The organism is Bradyrhizobium sp. UFLA01-814 (genome assembly GCF_046718885.1).
GTDB lineage: Bacteria > Pseudomonadota > Alphaproteobacteria > Rhizobiales > Xanthobacteraceae > Bradyrhizobium > Bradyrhizobium elkanii.
In genome coordinates this window covers 1-26,929 of sequence record NZ_JAQOSR010000130.1, presented here as the reverse complement: position 1 = coordinate 26,929, position 26,929 = coordinate 1, and the positions used below count along the sequence as shown (strand labels likewise).

The 26,929-nt window shown below is 65.2% G+C and carries 24 protein-coding genes; 14 read left to right on the top strand and 10 right to left on the bottom strand.

Annotated features, from left to right (window positions below):
• Both PMN64_RS31090 and PMN64_RS31085 read right to left on the bottom strand, forming a co-directional pair.
• Positions 1 to 302: transposase (locus PMN64_RS31090; RefSeq protein ID WP_411783445.1), on the bottom strand; the 302-nt coding region annotated here is incomplete at its 3' end.
• Between the two features lie 283 nt (positions 303 to 585).
• A complete protein-coding gene (locus PMN64_RS31085) occupies positions 586 to 1,437 on the bottom strand; it encodes an SDR family NAD(P)-dependent oxidoreductase (protein WP_411783444.1) in 852 nt (283 codons plus the stop codon).
• A 351-nt stretch (positions 1,438 to 1,788) separates the two neighbouring features.
• Here PMN64_RS31085 and PMN64_RS31080 point away from each other — a divergent pair, with 351 nt between their 5' ends.
• On the top strand, positions 1,789 to 3,285 hold the full coding sequence (locus PMN64_RS31080) for an aldehyde dehydrogenase family protein (protein WP_411783443.1): 1,497 nt from the start codon (positions 1,789 to 1,791) through the stop codon (positions 3,283 to 3,285).
• Positions 3,286 to 3,823: 538 nt separating this feature from the next.
• Here the strand turns inward: PMN64_RS31080 and PMN64_RS31075 are convergent.
• Complete coding sequence (locus PMN64_RS31075; protein WP_304498688.1) at positions 3,824 to 4,207, bottom strand: winged helix-turn-helix domain-containing protein; 384 nt, start codon at positions 4,205 to 4,207, stop codon at positions 3,824 to 3,826.
• Between the two features lie 160 nt (positions 4,208 to 4,367).
• Here PMN64_RS31075 and PMN64_RS31070 point away from each other — a divergent pair, with 160 nt between their 5' ends.
• From PMN64_RS31070 to PMN64_RS31060, 3 genes are all read left to right on the top strand, one after another.
• Positions 4,368 to 5,495 carry an alkene reductase gene (locus PMN64_RS31070; RefSeq protein WP_411783442.1) on the top strand — a complete coding sequence of 376 codons (1,128 nt, stop codon included), beginning with the start codon at positions 4,368 to 4,370 and terminating at the stop codon, positions 5,493 to 5,495.
• Between the two features lie 125 nt (positions 5,496 to 5,620).
• Complete coding sequence (locus PMN64_RS31065; RefSeq protein WP_050385181.1) at positions 5,621 to 6,136, top strand: GFA family protein; 516 nt, start codon at positions 5,621 to 5,623, stop codon at positions 6,134 to 6,136.
• A 130-nt stretch (positions 6,137 to 6,266) separates the two neighbouring features.
• Entirely contained in the window at positions 6,267 to 7,931 is a 1,665-nt protein-coding gene (locus tag PMN64_RS31060; protein WP_411783441.1) for a thiamine pyrophosphate-binding protein, read from the top strand.
• A 243-nt stretch (positions 7,932 to 8,174) separates the two neighbouring features.
• Here the strand turns inward: PMN64_RS31060 and PMN64_RS31055 are convergent, their stop codons facing one another.
• Positions 8,175 to 9,560, bottom strand: a complete 1,386-nt coding sequence (locus PMN64_RS31055; protein WP_411783440.1) for an LLM class flavin-dependent oxidoreductase — start codon at positions 9,558 to 9,560, stop codon at positions 8,175 to 8,177.
• Between the two features lie 238 nt (positions 9,561 to 9,798).
• Here PMN64_RS31055 and PMN64_RS31050 point away from each other — a divergent pair, with 238 nt between their 5' ends.
• The 3 genes from PMN64_RS31050 to PMN64_RS31040 all read left to right on the top strand — a co-directional run bounded on the left by PMN64_RS31050 (position 9,799) and on the right by PMN64_RS31040 (position 13,804).
• Positions 9,799 to 11,184 carry a M20 family metallopeptidase gene (locus PMN64_RS31050; RefSeq protein ID WP_411783439.1) on the top strand — a complete coding sequence of 462 codons (1,386 nt, stop codon included), beginning with the start codon at positions 9,799 to 9,801 and terminating at the stop codon, positions 11,182 to 11,184.
• A gap of 235 nt (positions 11,185 to 11,419) precedes the next feature.
• Complete coding sequence (locus tag PMN64_RS31045) at positions 11,420 to 12,709, top strand: MFS transporter (protein WP_411783438.1); 1,290 nt, start codon at positions 11,420 to 11,422, stop codon at positions 12,707 to 12,709.
• Positions 12,710 to 12,958: 249 nt separating this feature from the next.
• Entirely contained in the window at positions 12,959 to 13,804 is an 846-nt protein-coding gene (locus PMN64_RS31040) for an IclR family transcriptional regulator (protein ID WP_411783437.1), read from the top strand.
• A gap of 193 nt (positions 13,805 to 13,997) precedes the next feature.
• Here PMN64_RS31040 and PMN64_RS31035 read toward each other — a convergent pair whose 3' ends face one another.
• The 3 genes from PMN64_RS31035 to PMN64_RS31025 form a co-directional block, all read right to left on the bottom strand.
• Entirely contained in the window at positions 13,998 to 15,506 is a 1,509-nt protein-coding gene (locus tag PMN64_RS31035) for a tripartite tricarboxylate transporter permease (protein WP_028341157.1), read from the bottom strand.
• A 6-nt stretch (positions 15,507 to 15,512) separates the two neighbouring features.
• Entirely contained in the window at positions 15,513 to 15,998 is a 486-nt protein-coding gene (locus PMN64_RS31030; RefSeq protein WP_411783436.1) for a tripartite tricarboxylate transporter TctB family protein, read from the bottom strand.
• 151 nt (positions 15,999 to 16,149) lie between these two features.
• Positions 16,150 to 17,115 (bottom strand): Bug family tripartite tricarboxylate transporter substrate binding protein, encoded by a 966-nt coding sequence (locus tag PMN64_RS31025; protein ID WP_411783446.1) that lies wholly within the window; start codon positions 17,113 to 17,115, stop codon positions 16,150 to 16,152.
• Between the two features lie 388 nt (positions 17,116 to 17,503).
• Between PMN64_RS31025 and PMN64_RS31020 the strand changes: the two genes are divergently transcribed.
• The 7 genes from PMN64_RS31020 (at position 17,504) to PMN64_RS30990 (ending at position 23,274) form a co-directional block, all read left to right on the top strand.
• Positions 17,504 to 17,920: a hypothetical protein gene (locus PMN64_RS31020; protein ID WP_411783435.1), complete on the top strand. Its 417-nt coding sequence runs from the start codon at positions 17,504 to 17,506 to the stop codon at positions 17,918 to 17,920.
• Positions 17,917 to 18,780, top strand: coding sequence for an alpha/beta fold hydrolase (locus tag PMN64_RS31015; RefSeq protein ID WP_411783434.1), 864 nt, complete (start codon positions 17,917 to 17,919; stop codon positions 18,778 to 18,780). The genes PMN64_RS31020 and PMN64_RS31015 overlap by 4 nt, the downstream gene beginning before the upstream one ends.
• Positions 18,781 to 18,810: 30 nt before the next feature.
• Positions 18,811 to 19,728: an amino acid ABC transporter substrate-binding protein gene (locus PMN64_RS31010; protein ID WP_212058439.1), complete on the top strand. Its 918-nt coding sequence runs from the start codon at positions 18,811 to 18,813 to the stop codon at positions 19,726 to 19,728.
• Between the two features lie 154 nt (positions 19,729 to 19,882).
• Positions 19,883 to 20,614 carry an amino acid ABC transporter permease gene (locus PMN64_RS31005; RefSeq protein ID WP_016845630.1) on the top strand — a complete coding sequence of 244 codons (732 nt, stop codon included), beginning with the start codon at positions 19,883 to 19,885 and terminating at the stop codon, positions 20,612 to 20,614.
• A gap of 2 nt (positions 20,615 to 20,616) precedes the next feature.
• The gene (locus PMN64_RS31000) at positions 20,617 to 21,309 is read left to right on the top strand and encodes an amino acid ABC transporter permease (protein ID WP_028341151.1); all 693 of its coding nucleotides are present in this window, start codon (positions 20,617 to 20,619) and stop codon (positions 21,307 to 21,309) included.
• Between the two features lie 191 nt (positions 21,310 to 21,500).
• Complete coding sequence (locus tag PMN64_RS30995) at positions 21,501 to 22,232, top strand: amino acid ABC transporter ATP-binding protein (RefSeq protein ID WP_028341150.1); 732 nt, start codon at positions 21,501 to 21,503, stop codon at positions 22,230 to 22,232.
• 181 nt (positions 22,233 to 22,413) lie between these two features.
• Complete coding sequence (locus PMN64_RS30990; protein ID WP_212058436.1) at positions 22,414 to 23,274, top strand: D-amino-acid transaminase; 861 nt, start codon at positions 22,414 to 22,416, stop codon at positions 23,272 to 23,274.
• Positions 23,275 to 23,516: 242 nt separating this feature from the next.
• Here PMN64_RS30990 and PMN64_RS30985 read toward each other — a convergent pair whose 3' ends face one another.
• From PMN64_RS30985 to PMN64_RS30975, 3 genes are all read right to left on the bottom strand, one after another.
• A complete protein-coding gene (locus PMN64_RS30985) occupies positions 23,517 to 23,975 on the bottom strand; it encodes a carboxymuconolactone decarboxylase family protein (RefSeq protein WP_411783433.1) in 459 nt (152 codons plus the stop codon).
• A 26-nt stretch (positions 23,976 to 24,001) separates the two neighbouring features.
• A complete protein-coding gene (locus PMN64_RS30980; RefSeq protein ID WP_411783432.1) occupies positions 24,002 to 25,618 on the bottom strand; it encodes an MDR family MFS transporter in 1,617 nt (538 codons plus the stop codon).
• Positions 25,619 to 26,102: 484 nt separating this feature from the next.
• On the bottom strand, positions 26,103 to 26,929 hold an 827-nt coding region (locus PMN64_RS30975; RefSeq protein WP_411783431.1), incomplete at its 5' end, for an HlyD family secretion protein.

Below are 26,929 nucleotides of genomic sequence, written 5' to 3'. Positions count from 1 at the left end.
CGTCGGACAAGGACGCTGACAATCCTTTGCCACCGGCCTGTATCCCGCCATCTATAAAAATAGCCCTGCACCGTCGAATAGGGCGGGAACTCCTGCGGCAGCGCCCGCCACTGGCAGCCGGTCGAAACGATATAGAGGATCGCTTCGACCACACGACGCAGCTCCGTCTTACGCGGCCGGCCGCGCCGGTTCGCTCGCGGCAACAGGCGTCTGATCAGCGCCCACTCCGCATCGGTCATATCGCTTGCATAACGCAGATCGTCCCGCCGATATTGCTCCCGAGTGATCTCAGTCCAGGGCATCGTGCTCTCCCTCGAATCTTTGCAAATCCGATGGAATCACATCCCACTGAGATCACTCACCCATTTTTCAGTCAGGCTCTGAGGAGCCGCGAAGCGGCGTCTCGAAGGATGAATCGGCCCTAGTCGGGCCGTCGACCCTTCGAGACGCGCTTCGCGCTCCTCAGGGTGACGGGATAAATAGCCGCGTAGGATGGGTGGAGCGAAGCGATACCCATCAAATAGCTGGCCGCGGGAGAGATGATGGGTTTCGCTTTGCTCTACCCATCCTACGATTCCCCGCGGCTTACTTCCCCTTCACGAACGCGGCGAACGCATCGCCGTAATCCGGATGCCAGCGCGACAGCGGCGGGCGGTTCTCGACGATGTCGCCGGCGGCCCACAGGATGCGGCGTTCGTCGAGCACGCGCGGCACGTCGTTGTCGGGGCAGAGGATATAGAAATCGCCGGCATCGATATGTTCGATCATGAAGTCGACGGTCTGCTCCGCGGTCCAGGCGCCGGCCGGCTTCTCGCTGCGGCCGCGGGCGGTCAGCCCGGTGAAGACAAAGCCCGGGATCAGGAGATGCGCCGATATCTTGCAGCCGTCGGTGTTGCGCAGCTCGTGCTGCAGCGCCTCGGTGAATGCCTTCACGCCGGCCTTGGAGACGTTGTAGGCGGGATCGCCGGGCGGCGTGGTGATGCCCTGCTTGGAGCCGGTGTTGATGATCAGCCCCGGCCGGCCCCGCTTGATCATGTTGGGCGCGAACGTCTGCGTGCCGTTGATCACGCCCCACAGATTGACGCCGAGGATGCGCTGCCAATTGTCCGCAGGCCCGAACATCGCGCTGCCCGGCTGGATGCCGGCATTGTTCATCAGGATGTCGGTGCCGCCGAACTTTTTCGCGACTGCGGCTTCGAGCTTTGCCACCTCGTCGGCGCGGCTGACGTCGACCGCTGATGTCATGATATCAGCCGCGCCACCCGGCGCCGCAGATGAAAGTTTTGTCGCAACCGCCTTCAGCCGGTCATCGCCGAGATCTGCGATGCAGACCATCATCCCGGCCTGCGCGAACCGCAATGCGGCGGCAAGTCCGATGCCGGAGGCGCCGCCGGTGATCACGGCAACATGATTGGCTGATATCACGGGGTGGGGCATGGGGTGGTCTCCGGACACATATGTGGCTGAGGGTATAGTGCAGTTCGGTGGCTTCATCCTTCGAGACGCCGCTTCGCGGCTGCTCCAGCGACAAAGGCAAAGCCTTTGCGCCGGGATGAGGTGTTATATCAGACCCTCATGGTGAGGAGCGCGGCAACGTCGCGCGTCTCGAACCACGAGGCCGTGATCGAGCATACCGCGCGCACCATGCACGCGCGCGCATGGGAGGTTTTCGTACGTGCCGTCCCGATCAACGCCGGCTCGGCTTTACGGTTTCGCGTCTGCGCTGTAGAATTCGGGATATAACGCTTCCAAAAGACCTCAGCCGACAATTTGACAGGGAGTGCAAACATGGCTGTTTCGCAGGCTATTCCGATCACGCGCCATCCTTATGCCGATGGCTCCGCCAAGAAGATGCTGATCGACGGCAAATGGGTCGACGCCGCCTCCGGCAAGAAATTCGAGACGCATAATCCCGCCACCGGCGAGCTGCTCGCGTCGGTCGCCGAGGGCGATGCCGAGGACATCAACCGTGCGGTCGCGGCGGCGCGCCGCGCGTTCGAAGGGCCCTGGAGCAAGGTGAAGCCGTTCGAGCGGCAAAACATGCTGCTCAAGCTCGCCGAACTCGTCGAAGCCAATTTCGAGGAACTGTCCCAGCTCGACACGCTCGACATGGGCGCGCCGATCAGCCGGACCCGCGGCAACCGGCTGCGCGCGCTCGGCATGCTACGCTACTATGCCGGACAGGCGACCGCGATCCACGGCGAGACCATCGAGAACTCGCTGCCCGGCGAGATCTTCTCCTACACGCTAAAGGAGCCGATCGGCGTGGTCGGCGCCATCATCCCCTGGAACGGGCCGCTGACCGCCTCGATCTGGAAGATCGGCCCGGCGATCGCGACCGGCTGCACCGTGGTGCTGAAGCCGGCCGAGGAATCGCCGCTGACCTCGCTGCGCATCGGCGAGCTCTGCATGGAGGCCGGCATTCCGCCCGGCGTCGTCAACGTCGTGCCGGGCTATGGCGAGACCGCGGGCGCCGCGCTCGCCTCGCATCCGGATGTCGACAAGGTCGCCTTCACCGGCTCGCACATCACGGGACAATCGATCATCCGTGCCTCGGCCGGCAACCTCAAGCGCGTCTCGCTCGAGCTCGGCGGCAAGTCGCCGGACATCGTGTTCGCCGACGCCGATCTCGACGCCGCGGTGCCCGGAGCCGCGATGGCGGTGTTCGCCAATTCCGGCCAGATCTGCAGCGCCGGCACGCGGCTGTTCGTCGAGCAGAAGGTCTATGACGAATTCGTCGGCCGCGTCGCCGAGTTCGGCAAGAAGCTGCAGGTCGGCAACGGCCTCGACCCCAACACCCAGATTGGTCCCCTGGTGTCGCAGCAGCAGATGGATCGGGTGTCGGGCTATCTCGACATCGGCCAGAAGGAAGGCGCCAAGGCGCTCGCCGGCGGCGGCCGCCTCACCGAGGGCGCGCTGTCGAAGGGTTACTTCGTGCAGCCGACCGTGTTCGCCAACGTGCAGGACAACATGCGCATCGCGCAGGAGGAGATCTTCGGCCCGGTGATCTCGGCGATCTCGTTCAGGGATCCGGACGAGCTGATCAAGCGCGCCAACGCCACCACCTTCGGCCTCGGCTCGGGCGTCTGGACCACCAATGTCAGCAAGGCCCACCAGGTCGCCAAGGCATTGCGCGCCGGTTCGGTCTGGGTCAATTGCTACCAGGCGATGGATCCGGCGGTGCCGTTCGGCGGCTACAAGATGAGCGGCTACGGCCGCGAGTCCGGCAAGCAGCACGTCGAGGAATATCTCAACGTCAAGGCCGTCTGGATCAAGACCGGCTAGCGCTGCTTCTTACCTCTCCCCGCTTGCGGGGAGAGGTATCGCATCTACCGTCTTGGCGACCGCGCAAGCGCTCGGCCTCGTGGTTCGAGACGCGCCGCAAGCGGCGCTCCTCACCATGAGGGTCTACTATCTTGCCGCAAAACCAGACCTCATCCTGAGGAGCCCGCCGAAGGCGGGCGTCTCGAAGGATGGCCACGAGGGCACCGCCACGAAATGCGATAGCCCTGCCGCTTGCGGGGAGAGGCATAGGCCGCCTTCGGCGGCCGTCCATGAAATCGACGCCGAAGCTAAGCTTCGGCTATGTTGCATCGAAGATGCAATCCGGGTGAGGGGTACAGGTCTCAATTTTCGGCGTGCTCGCAGAAGGGAAGCCCTTCACCCCAACGCCCACATGATTTCGGAATATTAGAATAATACCCCTGATTTGCCCGACGCGTCAAGTTGCCTCGTCGAACGCCGGCCACCGCCGGCTCCTTTGCATGGGGTTGTTTTCGATATTTTCGTAAGCGCCCCGTGCTGCGGCCGCCAGTTCCTGCGTTTACCGCCCGGCGGCCTTCTTCGGCCTGCCGATGTCGCTGCGCAGCGCCTCGAGGTCCTTGCGCACGGCGCTTGCCGCGTCGCGCTCGATCTTGCGGTAGCGCGCCACCAAAGAGAGGCCGAACGGGGTCAGCACCGCACCGCCGCCATTCTTGCCGCCGGTCTGCCGTTCCACCGCCGCCTGCCGGCAGATGCGGTTGATCTCGTCGACCAGGTCCCAGGCGCGCTTGTAGCTCATGTCCATGGCGCGGCCGGCGGCGGAGATCGAGCCGCATTCCCTGATCCGCTCAAGCAGCAGGATCTTGCCCGGCCCGATCCGGTCCTCGGCATCGAGGTCGATGCGGACGCTTAAGGAGGGGAGCGATGAGGCGCTCGATTTCGACATGGGAGACCTGTTCTCGTGGCAACAGATTGCCACTACCCGCTTTCATGAACAAGATGAACCCGTTAGATAACGGGCATGATCCGGAAAAGTGGTAACCGGTTTTCTGGGCGGATCGTGCCCACACTATAACGGAAACCACATAAGAATATTTGGGGCAGGCATGAATCCTCCGTCGCTGTTCTCTCCGCTCAAGATCGGTCCTTACCAGCTCGAACATCGCGTCGTGATGGCGCCGCTGACGCGGATGCGGGCGGCGCGACCGAGCCTCGCGCCGCGGCCGATGAACGCGGAATATTATGCGCAGCGCGCCACGCCCGGCGGCTTGCTGATCGCGGAGGCCTCGCCGGTGGTTGCGACCGGCTTCGGCAATCCTGGTGTTCCCGGCATCTACAGCGAGGCCCAGATCGCGGGCTGGCGCGAGGTGGTGGATGCCGTGCACGCCAGGGGCGGCTTGATCTTCCTGCAGCTCTGGCACGTCGGCCGCGTCTCGCATTCCTCGTTCCAGCCGGGCGGCGCGCTGCCGGTGGCGCCGTCGGCGGTCGCGATCCCCTCCGAGTTCAGGTGCATGACGGCGGACGGCAAGGTGGTCGACTACGAGACGCCGCGCGCGCTCGAGACCGACGAGGTTGCCCTGATGGTCGAGGCCTACCGGCAAGGCGCGAAGAACGCGCTCGCCGCCGGCTTCGACGGCGTCGAGATCCACGGCGCCAATGGCTATCTGATCGAGCAGTTCCTGCAGTCGCGCAGCAATCTGCGCACCGACCGCTATGGCGGCTCGATCGAGAACCGCGTCCGCTTCCTGATGGAGGTGACGCAGGCGGTGACCGAAGTCTGGGGCGCGAGCCGCGTCGGCGTGCGGCTCTCGCCCTACGGCATCGCCAATGGCAGCGGCGAGGCGGACCCGATGCCGCTCTACAGCCACGCCATCACGGCGCTGGACAAGCTCGGGCTCGCCTATCTGCATTTCATCGAGCCGCGCGCCTCGGGCACTGGCCGCGCCGAGGTCGACTGGCAGAACGTGCCGTCCGCGATGGTGTTGTACCGTCCGATGTGGAGCGGCGTGCTGATCACCGCCGGCAATTTCGTCGGCGAAACCGCACAGAGCGCGGTCGCCGAGGGTCATGCCGATGCGATCGCATTCGGCCGCTACTTCATCTCCAACCCGGACCTGCCGCGCCGCCTGCAGCGCGGCTATCCGCTGACGAAGTACAACCGCGCCACCTTCTATGCAGGCGAGGAGAAGGGCTACACGGATTATCCGGTGCACGACGAATTGGCGCAGGCGTAGGTCTTCGTAGCCCGGATGCAGCGCAGCGAAATCCGGGGCCTTGCATCAGCGGATCAAGCATCCCCGGATTACGCTTCGCTGCATCCGGGCTACGATAGCTCGGCCAGCAAAACCGGGAGACCCCGATGTTTCCGGACGACGAGTTCGAGCCGACCAAGAAACCAAAGCCCGTGGCGTTGGCGAAGCCGGCGGCCGGCCAATGCCTGTGCGGCAAGGTGCGGTTCGAGATCGACGTGCCGGCGCGCTGGGCCTGGCATGATCACACCGCCGCCAGCCGCCGCGCCCATGGTGCGGTTTATGCGACCTATGTCGGCAGCTGGAAGAAGCGCTTCCGCATCACGCAAGGCGAAAGCGAGCTGTCGCGTTACGAGGATGCGAAAAGCAAGACGGCGCGCAGCTTCTGCGCCAATTGCGGCACGCCCATCATCTACGAACGCGCGCGGTCGCCGCACATGGTCAACATCCCGCGCGCGCTGTTCTCGGGGCGCACCGGCCGGCAGCCGCTCTATCACATCGCGATCGAGGAACTGCAGGAATGGGCCTATACCGGCGAGCCGCTGGTGCCGCTGAAGGGCTATCCCGGCGTGGTCTGGCAGCGCTCGAAAAAGAAGAAGCGCAGCGCGCGCGAGGGGATGTTCTAGCGAGCGTTTCACCTCAGGCGCGCGCCTGCGGAATGCGGCCATGACCGCTCGCTCGATTGCCCCAGCTGCGCAAGTTTGGTCATCTCCCTTGATCCCCGTCGGCCAACGCGCCGACAGGCCTGGAGGGAACATGAAAAATCGCATTACCGGCCGCTCGGCATTTTTGGCGCTGCTGAAGGATGAGGGCGTCACCCATCTGTTCGGCAATCCCGGCACCACCGAACTGCCGATCATGCATGCACTGAAGGATCATCCCGATCTCACCTATGTGATGGCGATGCAGGAGAGCCTGGTGGTCGCGATGGCCGACGGCTTCAGCCGCGCCTCCGGCAAGCTGGTCGCCTGCAACGTCCATGTCGCGCCTGGCCTCGGCAACGCGATGGGCTCGCTCTACAATGCCAGCTTCACCGGCACGCCGCTGATCCTGACCGCCGGGCAGCAGGAACAGGGCCATGGTTTGACTGAACCGGTGCTCTATGGCCCGCTGGTGCAGATGGCGACGCCGCTGGTGAAATGGGCGGTCGAGGTGACGCGCCTCGAAGACCTGCCGCGCATCGTGCGCCGCGCCGCCAAGATCGCGACCACGCCGCCGACCGGGCCGGTGTTCATCTCGCTGCCCGGCGACATCCTCAATTCCGAAGCCGGCATCGAGCTCGGCCGCTCCACCCGGATCGACACACGGGTGAGGCCGTCGGAGGAGTCGCTTAAGGCGCTGGCCGCGCGCATCCTGAAAGCCGAGCGACCGGTGATCGTCGTCGGCGACGAGATTGTGAAAAGCGATGCGCTGCGCGAGGCGGCCGATCTTGCCGAGACGCTGGGCTGCCCGGCCTGGCAGTCGCCGACGCCCTATGGTTCGCACTTCCTGTCCGAAAGCCCGAGCTTCATGGGCGCGATCGCGCGGCTGCAGAAGGTCGCGCGCGACGTGCTGGCGCCGCATGATCTGTTGATCGCACTCGGCGGCGATCCGCTGCGGATGTCGGTCTACAGCGAAGTCGATCCGCTGCCGGACGGGCTCTCGATCGTGCAGGTCGGCCTGGTCGACAGCGACCTCGCCAGGAACTATGGCGCCGAGATCGCGGTGAAGGCGGACGTCAAGGAAACGCTGCGCGCGCTGGTCCCGGCGTTGAAGGAGGCCGGCGGCGGCGCGCTGGAGACGCGTGCCAGGCAGGGACTCGCGGCGTTGTCGACCAAAAACTGGGCGGCGAAGCGCAAGGCGCTGGTCGAGCAGATATCGAAGGCGAGCCAGACCTCGCCGATCGATCCGGACTGGCTCGCGCTGCAGGTCGTGGAGGCGATGCCCGACAACGCGATCCTGGTCGACGAAGGCCTGACCTCGTCGCGCCAGATCATTGGCTTGCGGCCGCATCGCGACCGCTACGGCTATCACGCGCTGGCATCCGGCGGCATCGGCTGGGGCCTGCCGGCCGCGGTCGGCGTCAGCCTCGCCAATCCGCAGCGCCCGGTGGTGTGCTATTCCGGCGACGGCTCGTCGATGTATTCGATCCAGTCGCTGTGGACCGCAGCCAAACACAAGCTGCCGCTCAACTTCGTCATCGTCAACAATGGCGGCTACCGCATCATCAAGCAGCGCCTGCTCGCCTTCCACGGCGATGACAATTATGTCGGCATGGACTTCATCGATCCGCCGGTCGATTTCACCGCCCTCGCACGCTCGCTCGGGCTCGAGGCGATCAGGATCACCGACCCGCAGGAGCTGAGAGGCGTGATGAAGTCGGCGTTCAGCCGGCCCGGTGCGAAGCTGATCGAGGTGGTGGTGAGCAATTCGGTGAATTGAGCGCACGGGCGCTTGCTGCCTCCCCGTCATCCTGAGGTGCGAGCGAAGCGAGCCTCGAAGGATGTGCGGCCCGCCTGGTGGCCGTCGATCCTTCGAGACGCGCGCAAGAGCGCGCTCCTCAGGATGACGGGACGGCAGATGTGTGTGCCGCGTCATTGCGAGGAGCGAAGCGACGAAGCAATCCATGATCCCGCATATGCGGAACGATGGATTGCTTCGCTTCGCTCGCAATGACGGCACAGATCACTCCGCCGCAGCGCTCCGCATCATGCGATACCGGGTCGCCGGGTGCGTCGCGTCGAGCCTCGCGCGTCCTGCGCCGAACAGCTTCTCGCGCAAGGTACCCTTCGCGTACTCCCGTTTGTAGCGGCCGCGCTTGACGAGCTCCGGCACCAGCATGTCGGCGATGTCCTCGAAATCGCCGGGCGAGATCGCAAAGGCGACATTGAGGCCGTCGACGTCGGTGTCCTCGAACCATTGCTCGATCTTGTCGGCGACCTGCTCCGGCGAGCCGACCACGACGGGGCCGGCGCCGCCGATGCCGACATGCTCGGCGACCTCGCGCACGGTCCAGACCCGGTCGGGATCGGCGCGGGTGACGTTGTCCATCGCGGAGCGGCCGGCGTCGTTCTGCACGTGCCGCACCTCCTGGTCGAGCGAATAGGTCGAGAAGTCGACGCCGGTCCAGCCCGACATCAGCGCCAGCGCGCCTTCATGGCTGATATGGCTGCGATACTCGGCGTACTTCGCTTTCGCCTCCGCCTCGGTCGGCGCGACCACGACGCACATCATCGAGAACATCAGGATCTCGGCCGGGTTGCGGCCCTTCGCGGCGGCGAGCTCGCGGATCGCCGAGACGCGCGGGCCGATCACCTTGGCTGACGGCCCCGACATGAACACGCATTCGGCGTGCTCGGCGGCGAATTGCCGCCCGCGCGGCGAGGTGCCGGCCTGATAGAGCACCGGCGTGCGCTGCGGCGACGGCTCGGAGAGATGGATCGCGTTGAGCCGGTAGTTGTTGCCGTCATGGTGTACCGGATGCACCTTGCTCGGATCGGTGAAGATGCCGCGCGTGACGTCGCGGATCGCGGCGTCGTCCTCCCAGCTGCCTTCCCAGAGCTTGTAGACCAGCTCCATATATTCGTCGGCGAGTTCGTAGCGGTCGTCATGCGCGGTCTGCTTGTCCTTGCCGGCGCCGCGTGCGGCACTATCGAGATAGCCGGTCACCACGTTCCAGCCGACCCGGCCGCCGGTCAAATGGTCGAGCGTCGACATCCGCCGCGCGAACGGGTAGGGCGGCTCGAAGGAGAGATTGCTGGTGACGCCGAAGCCGAGATTTTCCGTCACCGCGGCCATCGCCGGGATCAGCATCAACGGTTCGTTGGCCGGGGTCTGCGCCGCGTTGCGGAGCGCCGCGTCCGGACTATTGGCATAGACGTCGTAGACGCCGAGCACGTCGGCCAGGAACAGCCCGTCGAACCGGCCGCGCTCCAGCGTCTTCGCCAGATCGATCCAGTAGGACAGCTTGTTGTAGTCCTTGGTGCGGTCGCGCGGATGGGTCCACAGCCCCGGCGACTGATGCGCCACGCAGTTCATGCCAAAGGCGTTGAGCCGGATTTGTTTTGTCATTGTCGAAAACCTTGGTCGAAACCTTGCGCGCCGCTTCGATTGCTGCCCGGTCGATGCCGGGCGTCCCGCATCAACTTGTTGCGACTTCCCACGTTTTGGCAAGGCCCATTCGCATTTCACGCCCTTCCGGTCGCGATCCGATCCCGATAGGTTGCGCCTCTCCAGAAGCATGATCGGGACGCAAAGCGTGGCGTTCCGGTGCGATCATGCCAAGACGCGACCGGACGAAGGAACAATCATGGCGACACGGGCCGACGCAATCGCAAACGTGCGAGAGCATTTTCAATCGGGACAGTTCCTGAAGGAGCTGGACCGCAGGGTCGGCTACCAGACCGAGAGCCTGAATGCCGACAAGGCCGATGCGCTGCGCGCCTATCTGGTGGACAATCTGCAACCGGCCTTCGCCGAGCTCGATTTCAAGACCCGGCTGATCGAGTCGCCGACCGGCCGCGGGCCCTATCTGATTGCCGACTACCAGGAAGACGCTTCGCGGCCGACCGTGCTGACCTATGGTCACGGCGACGTCGTCGACGGCATGGTCGGCGAATGGCGCGACGGGCTCGATCCCTGGCAGACCACGGTCAAGGGCGAGCGCGTCTATGGCCGCGGCACCGCCGACAACAAGGGCCAGCATTCGATCAACATGGCGGCGCTGCGCGCGGTGAAGCAGGCGCGCGGCGGCAAGCTCGGCTTCAACGCCAAATTCATCATCGAGACCGGCGAGGAGATCGGCTCGCCCGATCTGCGCGAGGTCTGCGAGGCGCATCGCGAGGAGCTGAAGGCCGACCTGTTCATTGCCTCCGACGGGCCGCGGCTGTCGGCGGAGCGGCCGACCATCTTCCTCGGTTGCCGCGGCGGCAACCGCATCCATCTCGACGTCAATCTGCGCGAGGGCGGCAACCATTCCGGCAATTGGGGCGGCGTGCTCGCCAACCCCGCCACGATCCTGGCGAGCGCGATCGCGAGTCTGGTCGACGGCAAGGGCCGCATGAAGCTCGAGATCCTCAAGCCTCCGCCGATCTCCAACCGCGTCCGCGCCGCGCTCGCCGACGTCGAGGTCAAGCCGACCGCGGACGAACCGGCGCTGGCGGAAGACTGGGGCGAGGAGGGTCTGACCGCGGCGGAGCGGCTCTATGCCTGGAACACGCTGGAAGTGCTCGCGATGTCGTCGGGCAATATCGAAAAGCCCGCGAACGCGATTCCCGGCAAGGCGAATGCCGTGCTGCAGCTTCGCTTCGTCGTCGGCACCCGGCATCTCGAGGTGATCGACGCGGTGCGGGATTATCTGCACAACAACGGTTTCCCGATGGTCGAGGTCTCGGGCACGCAGCGCTTTGCTGCCTCGCGCACCGACATGGACAGTCCGTGGATCGATTGGGCGGCGAACTCGATCCGCGCCACCACCGGCAAGGCGCCGGCGGTGCTGCCGAACTTCGGCGGCTCGCTGCCGAACGACGTGTTCTCCGAAGGCCTCGGCCTGCCGACGATCTGGGTGCCGCATTCCTATCCGGGCTGCTCGCAGCACGCCCCCGACGAGCACATCCTGCTGCCGGTGACCGAGGAGGCGCTGACCATCATGGCCGGCCTGTTCTGGGATCTCGGCGAGGCGCCGCACAAGGGGTGAGGAGCTAGGCTCGCTTGTTCCCCGTCATCCTGAGGTGCGAGCGGAGCGAGCCTCGAAGGATGCACGGCCCCGCCGGTGGCCGTCGATCCTTCGAGACGCGGCTGACGCCGCTCCTCAGGATGACGGGGAGGATGTGAATGGCCGGGCTTAGGCGAGCGGACGCAACGCCGTTCTTCGAACGTATAAGCCCGGGTGCAACGCGTTGAAATAGTGCCGACACGGCCAAGGAAATTTGATGACACTATCGACATCGACGCCGCTTACCTCCGAAGCCGACGCCACAACCAAGAAAAACATCACCCGCCTGATCGTCGCGACTTCGGTCGGCAATGCGCTCGAATGGTACGACATCTCGGTCTACGCCTATTTCGCGGTCTACCTCTCCAAGGCGTTCTTCCCGGCCAACGATCCGACCACCTCGCTGCTCTTGACCTTCGGCAGCTTCGGCCTGTCGTTTCTGATCCGCCCGATCGGCGGCGTCGTGCTCGGCGCCTATGCAGACCGGCACGGCCGCAAGGCCTCGCTGATGCTGTCGATCGTGCTGATGACGTTCGGCACGCTGGTGCTGGCGCTGATGCCGACCTATCAGACCATCGGCATCCTGGCGCCGATCGCGGTGCTGCTGGCGCGGCTGGTGCAGGGCTTTTCCGCCGGCGGCGAGTTCGGCTCCTCGACTGCGTTCCTGGTCGAGCACATGCCGGAGCGGCGCGGCTTCGTGGCGAGTTGGCAGTTCGCGAGCCAAGGCGTCAGCGGCCTGTTGGGCGCGGGCTTCGGTGCGCTCCTGACCTCGTTGATGAGCCCGGAGGATTTGCAGTCCTGGGGCTGGCGGCTGCCGTTTCTGTTCGGCGTCTTGATCGGCCCGGTCGGCATCTACATCCGCAACCATGTCGACGATGCAACGCCGCCGCCGGCCGCGAAGCAGGAATCGCCGGTCAGGGAAGTGTTCGCGCGGCAGAAGTTCGCCACGACGCTTGCCATCGGCGCGCTCGCGGTGTCGACCGCGGTCAACTATTTGATCGTCTACATGCCGACCTATGTGGTGAAGACGCTCAACCTCGCGCCGTCGGTCGGCTTCATCGCCTCGTTCGCCGCGCAGACCGCGGTTGCGCTGCTGGCGCCGATCGCAGGCATGGTCTCCGACAAGATCGGACGCACCACCCACATGATCCTGTTCGCGCTGCTGCTGCTGGTGTCGATCTTCCCGGCCTTCCTCTTGCTCACCGGCAAGCCGACGCCTGTGATCATCCTGATCGGCGTGCTCTGGCTCGGCGTGCTCAAGTCGCTGTATTACGGGCCGCTCGCCGCGCTGATGTCGGAACTGTTTCCAGCGGCGACGCGTGCGACCGGGCTCGGTCTCAGCTACAATATCGGTGTCACCTTGTTCGGCGGCATGGGGCCGGCGATCATGACCTGGCTGGGTGGCTTCGCGGCGATCGGCGAGCTCGCGCCGGGTTACTATCTCACCGCGGTCTGCATCCTCAGCCTCTGCGCATTGTTCACGATCCGCAGGCTGCGGCTGGCGTAGCGCATGATCCGAAAAAGTGCGAAGCGGTTTTTTTCGAAAGGATCATGCTAACCGCATCAGATTTCGTGATGCGAAATTCAAATATCCTTATTGTTGCACAGCAGCGTAGATAGTCGAAATCAAAGTTTCATCTGACGAAAGTATACGGTGTCCGGCGCGCGTCATCCGTCCTAGGATGATGTCGGCCGGGCGCGTCTCTTCGTCGTGCCCGGTTCAGGATTTGGAATTGACGGCAAGGAAGGCCAGGGCATGAACGCCTCAACGACTGCGACCGCACGGACCAGCCGCAAGAGGCCACCGCCGGAGCCGGGCCAACCCGACAAGTTCAACGCGATCCAGAAGGTCTGCGCGATCCTGCGCGTGCTGGCGCAGCGCTCGCCGCTGCGGCTCACCGACATCGCCGACACCACCTCGCTGAACAAGGCGACTGCGCTGCGCATCCTCAACTCGCTGATCGAGGAAGGCTTCGTCAGCCGCGTCGCCGGCGCCAAGACCTATGAGCTCGGCCAGGAGGCGCGGGTGATGGCGGTCGGCGCGCGCCGTTCGGTCGACATCGCCGAGCTGGCGCAGCCGAGCCTGCTCCGGCTGTCGGAGCGCTCGGCCGATACGGCGCTGCTGTCGGTGCGTTCCGGCGTCGAGGCGCTTTATCTGGCGCGCTCGGTCGGCAACCATCCGCTGCAACCGAACTATCTGCAGATCGGCAGCCGCCGTCCGCTCGGCGTCGGCGCCGGCGCGCTGGCGCTGCTGGTCTGGCTGCCGGATGCCGAGATCGAGGCTGTGATCGAGGTGATCGTGCCGCGGCTGGCGAAATCGCCGCGCATCACGCCCAAGTTCCTGCGCGAGCGGATCGCGATGGCGCGCAAGGCCGGCCACACCGTGCTGATCGACGCCGCGTTTCCCGGCATGGGCGGCGTCGGCGTGCCGGTGCGCGACGATGCCGGCGAGGTGGTCGCCGCGCTCTCGATCGGCGCCGCGTCCGACCGCATCCGCCGCCGCGAAGGCGAACTCGCCGACATGCTGAAGAAGGAAGCTCAGGTGCTGGCCCGCGCGCTGGCCCAGGCGCCGAAGAACGGGCGGGGCGTGAAGGCGGGCTAAGCTGCCACTTCGCCTCTCCCCGCGTGCGGGGAGAGGCCGCAACGCATCGTCAGATGCGTTGCGGGTGAGGGGGAGCCTCCGCAGATACTGCTATCACCGTGTTTGCGGAGGCAGCCCCTCACCCCAACCCTCTCCCCGTAAGAACGGGGCGAGGGAGCGCGCTGCCGGCGCGGCTGAAGTCAGGCTCGCTTTCCTAAGCCCCCTCATCCAGCGCCACCAGCTCGCGCTTCTTGCGCAGCGAGGGCAGCAGCGGGCCGACCAGCAGCACCAGCGCGAAGGCGAGGCAGATCGCCGAGATCGGCCGCTCCACGAAGGTCATGAGATCGCCCTGCGAGAGGATCAGCGACTTGCGCAGATTGTTCTCCAGCATCGGCCCGAGCACGAAGGCAAGCACCAGCGGCGCCGGCTCGTAGCCGAGCTTGCGCATGAAATAGCCGATCACGCCGAACGCGATCATGACGTGGACGTCGAACACGTTGTTGCTGGAGCAGTAGACGCCGATGATCGTGAACAGGATGATCAGCGGGAACAGCACGTTGTAGGGCAGCCGCAGCAGCTGCACCCACATGCCGATCATCGGCAGGTTGAGGACCAGCAGCATGAGGTTGCCGATATACATGCTGGCGACGATGCCCCAGAACAGCGTCGGGTTCTGCGAGATCATCAGCGGTCCCGGCTGCAGGCCGTGGATCACGAAGGCGCCGAGCAGCAGCGCCATCACCACATTCGGCGGGATGCCGAGCGTCATCAGCGGAATGAAGGCGCCGCCGGCCGCGGAATTGTTCGCCGATTCCGGCCCCGCGACGCCCTCGATGGCGCCGTGGCCGAAGCGCTCCGGATGCTTCGAGAGCCGCTTCTCCAGCGCGTAGGACGCGAACGATGCCACCACGGCGCCGCCGCCGGGCAGGATGCCGAGGAAGAAGCCGAGCACGGTGCCGCGCGCCACCGGCCCGGCGCTGGCCTTCCAGTCTTCTTTGCTCGGCAGCAATTGGTTGATCCTGGTCTTGATGATGTCGCGCTTGATCGCCTGCTCGGTGTTGAGCAGCACCTCGGCGACGCCGAACAGGCCCATCACGACCGGCACAAGGCCGATGCCGTCGATCAGCTCGAGGCGGCCGAAGGTCAGCCGCGGCTGCGCCGTGATGCTGTCGAGCCCGACCAGGCCGAGCACGACGCCGATGCAGGCCATCAACAGCGCCTTGGCCATCGAGCCCTGGGTGAGGAAGGTCAGCACCACGAGGCCGAGCACCATCAGGCTGAAATATTCGGCCGGCCCGAACGCGATCGCGACGCTGGCAAGCGAGGGTGCTACCAGCATCAGGGCGATCAGCGCGAAGGTGCCGGCGATGAACGAGCCGAACGCGGAGATGCCGAGCGCCGGGCCGGCGCGGCCCTGCTTGGCCATCTGGTGGCCGTCGATGCAGGTGACGACGGAAGCCGCTTCGCCCGGGATGTTGACCAGGATCGACGTGGTCGAGCCGCCATACATCGAGCCGTAATAGATGCCGGCCATCATGATGATGCCGGATTCCGGCGTGCCGGACAGCGTCACCGGCAGCAGCAGCGACATCGCCGAGATCGGGCCGATGCCGGGCAGCACGCCGACCAGCGTGCCGATGAACACGCCGATGAAGCAGTAGAGCAGGTTGATCGGCAGCAGCGCGACGCCGAGGCCGTGGGCGACGTTGACGAGAGTATCCATGGGCGCTCAACCGATCTCGAAGATGCCGCTCGGCAGCTGGATCGCGAGCAGATGCTTCAGCACCCACCACATCCCGAGCGGGGCAAGGATGGACAGCGGGATCGCCAGCGACCAGCGCACCGGATCGATCACGCGGAGCAGCAACAGCATCAGCGGGACCGCCGACAGCAGGAAGCCGAGCGGCTCCAGCGCAAAGGCGAACGCCGTGAGGCAGACGATGACCAGCACCGGCTTGCCCCAGCGCGCATTCTCCCAGCGCGAGGCGAAGGTCGGGCCGCCCTCGGTGACCGCCGCGATCATGATCGAGGCCGCGAACACGCACATCAGGATGCCGGTATAGAACAGCACGTAGCCGGAGCCGGGATCGTTGATGGTGCCGAGCTTCAGCTTGAGGCCCGACCAGATCACGAAGGCGCCGAGCCCGAGCCCGATCAGCCCGCCCCAGAGCTCGGAGTTGTTGAGGCGGAATTTGACGTTGGTTTGGTCTGTCATCTGAATCGCTCTTAGTTCGCCGTCGTCCTGAGGTGGCGGAGCGCAGCGCAGCCCTCGAAGGGCGGCGGTGCCCGTGTCCATCCTTCGAGGCGCGCAAGAGCGCGCACCTCAGGATGACGCCTGTGCTCGTGGTGAGCCTAACTCGATTTCTCTACTTCTTCGCCAGCCCGAGCGTGTCGATCACCTTGCGCTCGGACTCGGTGACCTCGCCCACGAACTTCTTGTAGTCCTCGGTGTTCTTGTAGTTCGGCACCATGTCGTATTTGGCGAGGGTCGCGATCACCGCCGGGTCCTCGATCGCCTTCTTGAAGGCGTCGTGCAGCTTGGCGACGATCTTGGGGTCCATGCCCTTGGGGCCGGCAATGCCGAACGGCGAGTCATAGACCATGGGGTAGCCGAGCTCCTTCAGCGTCGGCACGTCGGGATAGTTCGGCGAGCGCGCGCCGGTCCACACCATCAACAGACGGAGCTTGCCGGCATCGACCAGCGGCCGCCAGCCGGTGGAATCCGCCTGCAGCATGGTGTGTTGGCCGAGCACGGCGGCATTGGTCTCGGCGCCGCCCTTGAACGGCACCTGGGTCAACTTGATCCCGGCCATCAGCGCGATCTGCTCCATGCCGATATGCAGCGAGGTGCCGGTGCCGGGCGTCGCATAGGTCACCTTGCCCGGGTTCTTCTTGGCGAAATCGACCACGTCCTGCCAGGTCTTGAACTGCGACTCCGCGTTGGTGGTGACACCGAAGGTGTAGCCGGTGAGGTGGATGACGTAGGAGAAATCCTTCGCCGGATCCCACGACACTTCCTGCATCAGGGGCAGGCGGAACACGGTGATCGGGATCTGGGCGATGGTGTAGCCGTCGGGCTTGGCGCCGGCGGCCATCGTCGCGGGGCCCACGGTGCCGCCGCCGCCCGCCTTGTTGTCGACCGCGATCGGCTGGCCCAGCACCTTGGAGGCGCTCTCGGCGATCGCACGCATCGAGATATCGGTCGAGCCGCCCGCCGGCCACGGCACGATCAGCGTGATCGGCTTGGTCGGATAATCCTGCGCGAGCGCCGCTGTCGACACCAGCATGCCGGCGGCGGCGAGCAGGACCATCAAGCGATTGCGGTGCGACATCTCGGTCTCTCCCTTGTGGCCGCGTTCGATCGCAGCCGCGTCTTGTTCGGTGTTGGCAATGATCGTCCCCGTCATGCTGGGACCGAGGGCGCATTGGACAGAACGGGGCGGGCAACGGAAGCGCGAATTGCGCTCGAAGCGCCGGCTGCGACAATTGGTCTGCCGCGACCTGCCGAGTGGCGGAATTCAATCGGCATTTGGTCTGACGGATTGCAGTTTCTGGCAGCGAGCGGGGAGGGCGCGGGGTGTGCGCGCCTGACCGGCAAGCCGGGTTTGGTCAAGCGAATAATCCAGGGAACCCAAGGGTATCGAAGGGTATCGGCGCCTTGCGGGATTGCGCGCTTGCCGTCATCATGGCGCCGCCCGCTGCAGGGACGCCGCCCGACAGATGACGCCATCGCCTGACGCCACCGACGACGCTGTGACGAGGGCGTTTGCCGGCCTTCCCGCATTGCTCGACGAGGCCCCTCGGCTGGTTGCACGCGGGCGGCTGCTCGATTGCGACTGCCTGATCGGCCCGATGGCGCGGCCGTTTCATGCCGCGATCCGCGCCGGGCGCATCGTCGAGCTTGCGCCGTCGCCGGTCCTGATGCGCTCCTGGCGCTTTTCCTATCGCGCGACGCCGCAGGCCTGGGCCGCCTATTGGCAGGCCGAGCCGAAGCCCGGCTGGCACGACCTGCTGGCGCTGACCAAACTCGGCGAGGCGGTGCTGGAAGGCGACCTGCATCCCTTCATGGCGCATCTGCAGTACTTCAAGGACCTGCTGGCGCTTCCGCGGCAGCATTTCGCGGCGGCCGTATCATGAGCGGCAAGATGATGAACGGCCACATCGAGCCGATGGTCGGCCGCTACGTGCACGTCGAGATCGGCGGCGAACTGCATCGGATCTATTTCGAGGAAAACGGCACGGGCATTCCGCTGGTCTGCCTGCACACCGCGGGATCAGATGCGCGGCAGTGGCGCCATCTGCTCGCTGATACGCAATTTGCCGAAAATTTCCGCATCATTGCCTTCGATATGCCCTGGCATGGCAAGTCGAATCCGCCGATGAGCTGGACCGGCGATGAATACCAACTCACCACTGCGCGCTACACCGAGACCATCCGCGCTTTCTGTCGGGCGTTGGGGCTGGAGAAGCCTGTGGTGATGGGCTGCTCGATCGGCGGCCGCATCGTGCTTAACCTTGCGATCGAATATGCCGCCGAGTTCCGCGCGCTGATCGGGCTCGAGGCTGCCGATTTCCAGGCGCCGTGGTATGACACCAACTGGCTGAACCGGCCGGACGTTCACGGCGGCGAAGTCTGCGCCGCGCTGGTGTCCGGGCTGATCGCCCCGCAAAGCCCTGAGCCTGCGCGGATGGAAACGCTGTGGGCCTACAAGCAGGGCGGCCCCGGTGTGTTCAAGGGCGATCTGTATTTCTATCGTGTCGACGGCGACCTGCGCGGCCGGGTCGCGTCAATCGAGACTAAAGTATGCAAGCTCTATCTCCTCACGGGCGAGTATGATTTCTCCTGCACGCCCGAGGACACGAGGCGGACCGCAGCGGCAATAGGGGGCGCCAGCGTCACGATCATGGAGAAGCTCGGTCATTTTCCGATGAGCGAGAATCCGGAACAGTTTCGCCGCTACATCGCACCCGTCCTCGCCGATATTCTCACACAGTAAATCGACCGTTTCCACGCAAGGAGTAGACGTATGACACGCAAGTATCTCATCGGCCTCGCGCTCGCCGCCGCGGTCGGCGCGAGCCAGGCGCAAGCCCAGGAGCTGACCGGCACGCTGAAGAACATCAAGGACACCGGCGCGATCACGCTCGGCTACCGCGATTCCTCGATCCCGTTCTCCTATCTCGACGACAACCAGAAGCCCATCGGCTACGCCATGGACATCTGCTACAAGATCGTCGATGCCGTGAAGAAGGAGCTGAAGCTCGACAAGCTCGAGGTCAAGCTCAACCCGGTGACCTCGGCGACGCGTATCCCGCTGATGGCCAACGGCACCGTCGACCTCGAATGCGGCTCGACCACCAACAATGCCGAGCGCCAGAAGCAGGTCTCCTTCACCAACAGCCACTTCCTGACCGCCAGCCGCTACGTCACCAAGAAGGCGAGCAAGATCAACTCGATCGACGATCTGAAGGGCAAGACGGTGGTCTCGACCGCCGGCACCACCAACATCAAGCAGCTCACCGAGGCCAACCTCGCGCGCGGGCTGAGCGTCAATATCATCCCGGCCAAGGATCATGCCGAGGCCTTCCTGATGGTCGAGACCGATCGCGCGGTCGCCTTCGTGATGGACGACATCCTGCTCGCGAGCCTCGTCGCCGGCTCGAAGTCGCCGGATGACTACGTGATCTCCAAGGATGCGTTCTCCAAGCCCGAGCCCTACGGCATCATGCTGCGCAAGGACGACGCGCCGTTCAAGAAGGTCGTCGACGCCGCCACCGCCGCGCTCTACACCAGCGCCGAGGGCCAGAAGATCTACGACAAGTGGTTCAACCAGAAGATCCCGCCGAAGGGCCTGAACCTCAACGTGCCGCTCGGGCCGGAGATGAAGAAGCAGCTCGCCAAGCCGTCGGATTCACCGGATCCGGATGCGTATCTGGTCAACTGATCGCGTTGCTGCGTATGGCCTGCCGCCTCGCGGCGGTGGGTCCTGAAAGTTTGCATGTCCGGCCATTTTTGGAGGAGAATGGCCGGACATTTGCATGGACGCCGCGCGCGATGCCGGCGTAATGCCGTGACCGGCGCGGCCGCGTGGGGGACCTGTGAACTACAATTGGAACTGGCACATCTTCCTTGAGCCGAACCCGATGGGGACCGGCACCTATCTCGACCTGTTATTGGCGGGACTGGTGGTCACCATCAAGGTGTCGGTGCTGGCCTGGATCATCGCGCTGGTGTCCGGCTCGGTGATCGGCGTGCTGCGCACGCTGCCGTCGCGGACGGCGTCGTGGATCGGCTTCTGCTGGGTCGAGTTCTTCCGCAACATGCCGCTGCTGGTGCAGCTGTTCCTGTGGTTCTTCGTGCTGCCCGAACTGTTGCCGCGGTCCGCCGGGCTGTGGCTGAAGCAGTTGCCGAACGCGCCGTTCTGGACCGCCGCGATCGGCGTCGGCTTCTTCATGTCGGCGCGCGTCGCCGTGCAATTGCAGGCCGGCATCACCTCGCTGCCGCGCGGGCAGAAGCAGGCCTCGACCGCGCTCGGCCTCACCACGGTGCAGACCTATCGCTACGTGCTGCTGCCGATGGCATTCCGCATCATCCTGCCGCCGCTGACCTCCGAATTCCTCAACACCATCAAGAACAGCGCGGTCGCCATCACGATCGGCCTGATCGAATTGACCGGCCAGGCCCGCTCGATGCAGGAGTTCTCGTTCCAGGTGTTCGAGGCGTTCACGGCGGCGACCGTGCTCTACCTGCTCCTCAATTTCGTCGTGGTGACCGCGATGCGCTTCCTCGAGCGCTATGTCGCGATCCCCGGCTACATCACGGGCAAATGACGATGATCGGCAGTTTCGATTTCGACGTCATCCGCCGCTCGCTGCCCTACCTGTTCCTGGAGGGCATGCGCTTCACGTTGACCCTGACCGCGCTCGCCGCGTTCGGCGGCCTGGTGTTCGGCACGCTGATCGCCTTGATGCGGCTGTCGAGCTACAAGGTGCTCGGGCGCATCGCGGGCTTCTATGTCGACTTCATCCGCTCGCTGCCGCTGGTGCTGGTGATCTTCTGGTTCTACTTCCTGGTGCCGTATATCGGGCAGTGGCTGACCGGCGCGTCGCGGCCGATCACGGTCGGCGCCTTCGCCTCCTCGCTGATCACCTTCATCGCGTTCGAGGCGGCGTATTTCTCCGAGATCATGCGCGCCGGCATCCAGTCGATCTCGAAGGGCCAGCCGGCCGCGGCCAGCGCGCTCGGCCTGACCTACGCGCAGTCGATGCGCTACGTCGTGCTGCCGCAGGCGTTCCGCAACATGCTGCCGGTGCTGCTGACGCAGACCATCGTGCTGTTCCAGGACACCTCGCTGGTCTACGTGCTGTCGATCCCGGATTTCCTCGGCGCCGCCAGCAAGGTCGCGCAGCGCGACGGCCGCCTGGTCGAAATGTACCTGTTCGCCGCGCTGGTCTACTTCGTCGTTTCCTGTATCGCGTCCTACGGCGTTCGCCGCCTGCAGGCGCGCATTGCGATTGTCCGGTAGCCAGTCATGCTTTCGAACATTCGAGACCCGGCCCCCTTCACCTCTCCCATCGGGAGAGGTCGGATCGCATCAGCGATCCGGGTGAGGGGTTTTGCTCCATCGATAGACCGCAATCCCTCACCCGGCGCTGCGCGCCGACCTCTCCCGATGGGAGTGGTGGAAGCGCGCTCGCTGCAACGCCTGAGTCACGCATGATCGAGATCAACCACGTCAATAAATGGTACGGGCCGTCCTTCCAGGTGCTGAAGGACTGCACCACCAGCGTCGCCAAGGGCGAGGTGGTGGTGGTCTGCGGTCCGTCCGGCTCGGGCAAGTCGACCCTGATCAAATGCGTCAACGCGCTGGAGCCGATCCAGGGCGGCGACATCACGCTCGACGGCGTCAAGGTCAACGATCCCAAGACCGACCTGCCGAAGCTGCGCTCGCGCGTCGGCATGGTGTTCCAGCACTTCGAGCTGTTTCCGCACTTACGGATCATCGACAATCTCCGCCTCGCGCAGGAGAAGGTGCTCGGCCGCAAGGCTGAGGACGCCACCGCCAAGGCCATGAAGCTTCTGGAGCGCGTCGGGCTGAAGGATCATGCCAAAAAGTTTCCGGCGGAGTTGTCCGGCGGCCAGCAGCAGCGCGTCGCGATCGCGCGGGCGCTGGCGATGGATCCGATCGCGATGCTGTTCGACGAGCCGACCTCGGCGCTCGACCCGGAAATGATCAGCGAGGTGCTCGACGTGATGGTCGACCTCGCCGGCGAGGGCATGACCATGATGGTCGTGACCCACGAAATGGGCTTCGCCAACAAGGTCGCCGACCGCGTCATCTTCATGGACCGCGGCGAGATCGTCGAGGACGCCAAGAAGGCCGACTTCTTCGGCAAGCCCCGCAGCGACCGCGCGCAGAAGTTCTTGTCGAAGATCCTGCAGCACTGAGGCAGAGGGCGCCTCTCCACCCGTCATTCCGGGGCGCCTCGAAGAGGCGAACCCGGAATCTCGAGATTCCGGGTTCGATGCTGCGCATCGCCTCGGAATGACGACGGCTACAGGGTTTTCCCCCGTTAACAATTTGCGTATACGAAGGCCTGAAACCCCCTTCGTCCGCAGGAGAACTCGCGTGGAAAAGATCGCTTACGTCAACGGCTCGTTCGTGCCGCATTCGGAGGCCAAGGTCTCGGTGTTCGACCGCGGATTCCTGTTCGCCGACGGCATCTACGAGGTGGCGGCGGTGCTCGAGGGCAAGCTGATCGACAACGCCTCGCATCTGGCGCGGCTCAAGCGCTCGGTCGGCGAGATCCAGCTCGCGCTGCCGGAGACGCTGGAGCGGATCGAGGAGATCCAGAAGGAGCTGGTTGCGCGCAACGACCTTGTCAACGGCATGGTCTATCTCGAGGTCACCCGCGGCGCCGACAAGGGCCGTGACTTCGCGTTCCCGAAGGCCGACGTCAAGCCGACGCTCGTGATGTTCACCTCGGAAAAGGACATCATCAACGCGCCCTCGGCCAAGACCGGCATCAACGTCATCACGGTGCCCGACATCCGCTGGGAGCGGCGCGACATCAAGAGCGTGGCGCTGCTGGCGCAGGTGCTGGCCAAGCAGGCGGCGGCCGCGGCCGGCGCCGGCGAAGCCTGGATGATCGAGGACGGCAAGGTCACCGAGGGCGGCTCGTCCTCGTCCTTCATCGTCACCCAGGACGATGTCATCGTGACCCGGCAGAACGGCAACGAGATCCTGCCCGGCTGCACCCGCAAGGCGGTGGTCAAGCTCGCCGAAGAGCGCCAGCTGCGCATCGAGGAGCGCGCCTTCACAGTCGAGGAAGCGCTCGCCGCCAAGGAAGCCTTCATCACCAGCGCCTCGGTGTTCGTGCAGGGTGTGGTCGCGATCGACGGCAAGAAGGTCGGAGGCGGCAAGGTCGGCCCGATCACCGACCGCCTGCGCGAGATCTACATCGAGTTCGCCCGCGCGACTGCGGTTTGACACCGCGTAGGGTGGGTTAGCGCAGCGTAACCCACCGACTTTGCTCACCGCGGAGAGAATGGTGGGTTACGCCTTCGGCTAACCCACCCTACGGTCTGCGCATCGCCTTGGCACCGTCACCCTGAGGTGGCCGCTTCTTCAGCGGCCCTCGAAGGGTCGACGGCCCGACTGTGGCCGTGCATCCTTCGAGACGCCTGCTGCGCAGGCTCCTCAGGATGACGGGGATGGATCGTCCGCGCTGCTCACGCCGCCACTTTCACCTTCACCGGATGCACGGCGCGGAAGCCGATGGCGATGCGGTTCCAGGCGTTGATCGCGCCGATCAGTGTCGTCAGATTGACGAGCTCGCTGTCGGTGAACTGGGCGCGCACGGCCTCATAGTCGGCGTCGGGCGCATGCGTCTCTGCAACCAGCGTCAACGCTTCGGTCCAGGCCAGCGCCGCGCGCTCGCGCTCGCTGTAGAGCGGCGACTCGCGCCAGGCGTTGAGCAGATAGAGCCGCTGCTCGGTCTCGCCGTGCTTGCGGGCGTCCTCGGTGTGCATGTTGATGCAATAGGCGCAGCCGTTGATCTGCGAGGCGCGGGTCTTGACCAGCTCGATCAGCGATTGCTCGAGGCCGCTCGCAGCGATCTGGTTTTCCACCGCGACCAGCGCTTTGATTGTCTCGGGTGCGGCCTGGTAGAAATTCATGCGGGGCTTCATGTCGTTCTCCTTGGTTGTGGTTTGGGTTAGTGCGCACCGCCGCCAGCGAGCTGGCCCGGCTTCTTCAGGAAGAGTGTCGCCGCGAGTGCTATGATCAGCGCGACGCCGAGCAGGTAGAAGGTATCACTGAAGGCGAGGATGTAGGCCTGCTTCTGCACGACCTTGCCAATCGCCGCGATTGCGCGGTGCGCGGCCGCCGCCTGGTCGGCGACGCCGTGGTTCATGAAATACTGCGTCAGTTGCTCAATCCGGTTCCGCGTGGCCTGTTCCAGCAGCGAGACCGACTGCATCAGCACGTTGGAATGATATTGCTCGCGCTTGGTCAGCAGCGTCTGCAGCACGGCGATGCCGACGGCGCCGCCGAGGTTGCGCATCATGTTGAACAGCGCGGAGGCCGAGCCCGCGTTCTCCAGCTCGATGCCCGCGGTCGCAACCGCCGACAGCGGCGCCATCACCAGGGCCTGGCCGATCGCGCGGACGATGTTGGGCCAGAACAGCTGGTCGGTGGCGTAGTCGTTGGTCATGAAGATGTTCATGAAGTTGGAGCCGGCGAACAGCGCGAAGCCGACGCCGATGATGATGCGGGGGTCGAAGCGCTGCATCAGCCGCGGCACCAGCGGGATCAGCACCAGCTGCGGCAGCCCGGTCCATGCCAGCACCATGCCGATCTGCTCGGCGTTGTAGCCCTGGATGCGCGACAGGTACTGCGGCAGGATGAACACCGAGCCGTACAGCGCGATGCCGAGCAGGAAGTTGGCCAGCATGCCGAAGCCGAAATTGCGGCGGGCGAGCAGGCGCAGATTGAGCAGCGGCTTCTCGACGGTGAATTCGACGATCAGGAAGGCGACCAGCGCGACGGCCGCGATCACCGACAGGCGGACGATGAAGGGCGAGCCGAACCAGTCGTCCTTATTGCCTTCCTCCAGCACGGTCTGCAGCGCGGCGAGCCCGATCGCCATGGTGATGATGCCGAGCCAGTCGCCCTGGCGGATCAGCGACAGCTTCATCGGGCTCGGATCGAGCGAGACGTACAGCATCGCGATCATCACCGCGCCGGGCACCAGGTTGACATAGAAGATGTACTGCCAGCCCCAGTTCTCGGTGAGATAGCCGCCGATGGTCGGGCCGATCGCCGGCGCGAACGTTGCCGACAGCGCGAATAGCGCGAGCCCGATCGGCTGCTTGGCCTTCGGCAGCAGCGTGATGATCAGCGTGAACGCCATCGGGATCAGCACGCCGCCGGTGAAGCCCTGCACCGCGCGCAGCGCGATCATCTGCGGCAGATCCTGTGCCAGCGCGCACGCCGCCGAGAACACCAGGAACAGGGCGGCGTTGGTGAGCAGATAGATGCGCACCGAGAACACCTGCGCGAGCCAGCCGGAGAGCGGGATCACCACGATCTCGGCGATCAGATAGGAGGTCGAGATCCAGCCGCCGTCGTCGATCCCGGCGCCGATCGCGCCCTGCACATCGGCGAGCGAGGCATTGACGATCTGGATGTTGAGCACCGCCATGAACGCGCCAAGCGTCGCCCCGATCACCGCGATCCAGGTTTTTGTCGGGATCGCGGGTGTCGCCGGCGCTTCGGGGGCGGGGAGATTTGCAACGTCGGCTGCATTGGCGGTGGGCTGGAGCGTGGTCATCGGGGTCGTCCTTGCTGGCCCACGCAAGATGGATTAGGCGGCGCTTTTCGATAATCCGGGAAACAGTGGAAGGATTGTCAGGCAGAGGTTGATAATCGGATGGTGGCGGCAAGCGCGGCTGCGACCGCGCTGCGGCCAGCGGCACGGCGCAGCGTTTGGTCTGCATGATGACGACCGGTGAGGTGAGCACGCCTCTCAAGCTCCCTCCCCCCTTGCGGGGGAGGGTGGGGAGAGGGGTAAGCCCAGGGCGCTGACGTCAAAGATTTGCGCAGACTGCTTCAATGCTGCCGTGCGCGTTCTCAGCAGGAGCGTCCGCTACCAACAGACGTCAGCACAAGCGGCACCCCTCTCCCCAACCCTCCCCCGCAAGGGGGGAGGGAGCCCTTCCACCGGTGTGCGCGGAGCGAAGAAGGGCACGGCAAAACGCGATCGACCACCGCGTGGGTGATCGATCGCGCGAGGTCAGTCGAAGAAGCGTTCGCCGCTACCCCCCGTTCGCCCGCGTCGCCGACGCCAGCCGCCGCTTCTCTTCGCGCTCGGCCAGCACGGTTGCCTTGGTGTTGACGGTCGGGATCGCCGACATGCCCGGGCGCAAGAGGCCGGTGAGGCTGTGATCGTCGAGCACGATCTTCACCGGCACGCGCTGCACGATCTTGGTGAAATTGCCGGTGGCGTTGTCGGGCGGCAGCAGCGCGAATTCGAGGCCGCTGGCCGGCGACAGGCTGTCGACATGACCCTTCAGCGTGGTGCCGCGAAAACTGTCGACGGTGAGTTCGACCGGCTGGCCGTTGCGCACATGGGTCAGCTGCGTCTCCTTGAAATTGGCGACCACATACACCGCGTCGAGCGGCACCACCGCCATCAGCTGGGTGCCGGCCTGCACATATTGCCCGACGCGGAGCGTGCGGGCGCCGATCGTGCCGTCGACCGGAGCGGTGATCCGCGCGTAGGACAGGTTGAGCTCGGCCTGCTGTTCGACCGCGCGAGCCCTGTCGGCTTGGGCAACCGCCTGGGCGCGCTGCGTGGTCAGCACGTCGACCTTGCGCTGGGCCGCCGACAGCGCCGACTTCGCGTGCTGCAATTGCGCGGTGTTGGCGCGCAGCGCCGCGTCGGTCTGTTGCGCGCGCTGAATGGTCCCGGAGCCGGACTTCATCAGCCCGTCGTAGCGGGTCTGCTCTTCCTGGGCGAATTTCAGGTTGGCCTCGGCGGCGGTGACGTCGGCCGTGCTCTGGTCGATGATCGGCTGCTGCAATTCGAGCTGGGCATCGAGGTTGCGCACCGAGGCTGTGGCGGCGTCGACATCGGCCCTGG

Coding starts and splice junctions, on each gene's coding strand:
- PMN64_RS31085 (WP_411783444.1), bottom strand. CDS start 1,437: ATGCCCCACCCCGTGATATCAGCCAATCATGTTGCCGTGATCACCGGC.
- PMN64_RS31080 (WP_411783443.1), top strand. CDS start 1,789: ATGGCTGTTTCGCAGGCTATTCCGATCACGCGCCATCCTTATGCCGAT.
- PMN64_RS31075 (WP_304498688.1), bottom strand. CDS start 4,207: ATGTCGAAATCGAGCGCCTCATCGCTCCCCTCCTTAAGCGTCCGCATC.
- PMN64_RS31070 (WP_411783442.1), top strand. CDS start 4,368: ATGAATCCTCCGTCGCTGTTCTCTCCGCTCAAGATCGGTCCTTACCAG.
- PMN64_RS31065 (WP_050385181.1), top strand. CDS start 5,621: ATGTTTCCGGACGACGAGTTCGAGCCGACCAAGAAACCAAAGCCCGTG.
- PMN64_RS31060 (WP_411783441.1), top strand. CDS start 6,267: ATGAAAAATCGCATTACCGGCCGCTCGGCATTTTTGGCGCTGCTGAAG.
- PMN64_RS31055 (WP_411783440.1), bottom strand. CDS start 9,560: ATGACAAAACAAATCCGGCTCAACGCCTTTGGCATGAACTGCGTGGCG.
- PMN64_RS31050 (WP_411783439.1), top strand. CDS start 9,799: ATGGCGACACGGGCCGACGCAATCGCAAACGTGCGAGAGCATTTTCAA.
- PMN64_RS31045 (WP_411783438.1), top strand. CDS start 11,420: ATGACACTATCGACATCGACGCCGCTTACCTCCGAAGCCGACGCCACA.
- PMN64_RS31040 (WP_411783437.1), top strand. CDS start 12,959: ATGAACGCCTCAACGACTGCGACCGCACGGACCAGCCGCAAGAGGCCA.
- PMN64_RS31035 (WP_028341157.1), bottom strand. CDS start 15,506: ATGGATACTCTCGTCAACGTCGCCCACGGCCTCGGCGTCGCGCTGCTG.
- PMN64_RS31030 (WP_411783436.1), bottom strand. CDS start 15,998: ATGACAGACCAAACCAACGTCAAATTCCGCCTCAACAACTCCGAGCTC.
- PMN64_RS31025 (WP_411783446.1), bottom strand. CDS start 17,115: ATGTCGCACCGCAATCGCTTGATGGTCCTGCTCGCCGCCGCCGGCATG.
- PMN64_RS31020 (WP_411783435.1), top strand. CDS start 17,504: ATGACGCCATCGCCTGACGCCACCGACGACGCTGTGACGAGGGCGTTT.
- PMN64_RS31015 (WP_411783434.1), top strand. CDS start 17,917: ATGAGCGGCAAGATGATGAACGGCCACATCGAGCCGATGGTCGGCCGC.
- PMN64_RS31010 (WP_212058439.1), top strand. CDS start 18,811: ATGACACGCAAGTATCTCATCGGCCTCGCGCTCGCCGCCGCGGTCGGC.
- PMN64_RS31000 (WP_028341151.1), top strand. CDS start 20,617: ATGATCGGCAGTTTCGATTTCGACGTCATCCGCCGCTCGCTGCCCTAC.
- PMN64_RS30995 (WP_028341150.1), top strand. CDS start 21,501: ATGATCGAGATCAACCACGTCAATAAATGGTACGGGCCGTCCTTCCAG.
- PMN64_RS30985 (WP_411783433.1), bottom strand. CDS start 23,975: ATGAAGCCCCGCATGAATTTCTACCAGGCCGCACCCGAGACAATCAAA.
- PMN64_RS30980 (WP_411783432.1), bottom strand. CDS start 25,618: ATGACCACGCTCCAGCCCACCGCCAATGCAGCCGACGTTGCAAATCTC.